Here is a 1,075-nt window from a genome sequence, read left to right as displayed (position 1 = left end):
GTGAGCGGGTCCTTGATCAGATCGAGCACCTGGCGGTCGAGCTCGGTGTCGGCGCCGTGCATCTCGAGCTCGATCTGCTTGCCGAGTTCGGATGAGAGGTCGCGGACGATGCGGGGCAGCTTCTGCCAGGCATTGCCGATCGGCTGCATGCGCGTCTTCATGACGCCTTCCTGCAGCTCGGCGGTGACGTTGGAGAGGCGCTGCAGCGGCACCTTGAACTCGGTGTCCTCGTTGCGGCGGGAGATCTCCAAGAGCTGGTTGCGGGTCAGGACCAGCTCGGAGACCATGGTCATCAGGTGCTCCAGCGTATCCACGTTGACGCGGATCGACTGGTTGGCGATGCGGTCGCCCTCGCCCGCCATCTCGTCGGCCATCGACTTCTTCGGCGCGGCCTTCTCCTTGGCGGGCTTTGCGGCTTCAGCAGCCGGCTCGGCCTTAACCTCAGCCTTGGCCACGGGCGCGGGCACCGGCGCTTCGATCGCGGTCTCGCGGAAGGCGCGCTCGAGCTCGTCGAGCGAGACCTCGCCCGGACGCAGCGGACGCTCCAGGGTCTGATCGACCAGCGTGCCCATGGTCATCTCCTTGGCGGGGGCGGCTGCAGCGGCGGGTGCTTCCGGCACCAGCGGCGGCGCATCGGCAACGGGAGCAGCAGTGCCGGCTGTCGGCATCGGCTCCGCCGAGCCGGACATCGCCGCCATGCCCTGCTCGACCATCGCTTCCAGCTTGTCGATGAGATCGCGGTCGTTGCCTTCCGGCTCGGCCTCGGTCGCCTCCAAGCCAGCCAAAATCTCCTTGATGCGGTCGATCGAGGACAGGATCACCGTCACCGCCTCGGCGGTCACAGGCATGCCGTCGCGGAATTTGCCCATCAGGGTCTCGCCGGCATGGGCCAGCGCTTCCAGCCGCGGCAGGCCGAGGAAGCCGCAGGTGCCCTTGATGGTGTGGACCAGGCGGAAGATGTTATCCAGGATCTTGGCGTTGTTCGGCTCCTGCTCGAACTTCACCAGCTGATTGTCCACGGTGTCCAGGCTCTCGCTGGTCTCCGTCAGAAACTCCCGCAACAGATCATCCATGA

1 protein-coding gene is annotated in these 1,075 nt (G+C 66.1%); it reads right to left on the bottom strand.

The features are described 5' to 3' along the window. The coding region (locus I6F28_RS37010) for a chemotaxis protein CheA (protein WP_225143928.1) at window positions 1-1,073 on the bottom strand (1,073 nt) is incomplete at its 3' end. Window positions 1,074-1,075: the final 2 nt, after the last annotated feature.

The sequence above is a fragment of the Bradyrhizobium sp. NBAIM14 genome, assembly GCF_020193895.1.
In the GTDB taxonomy this organism is placed as follows: domain Bacteria; phylum Pseudomonadota; class Alphaproteobacteria; order Rhizobiales; family Xanthobacteraceae; genus Bradyrhizobium; species Bradyrhizobium yuanmingense.
This window is presented reverse-complemented; position numbering and strand designations above follow the sequence as displayed.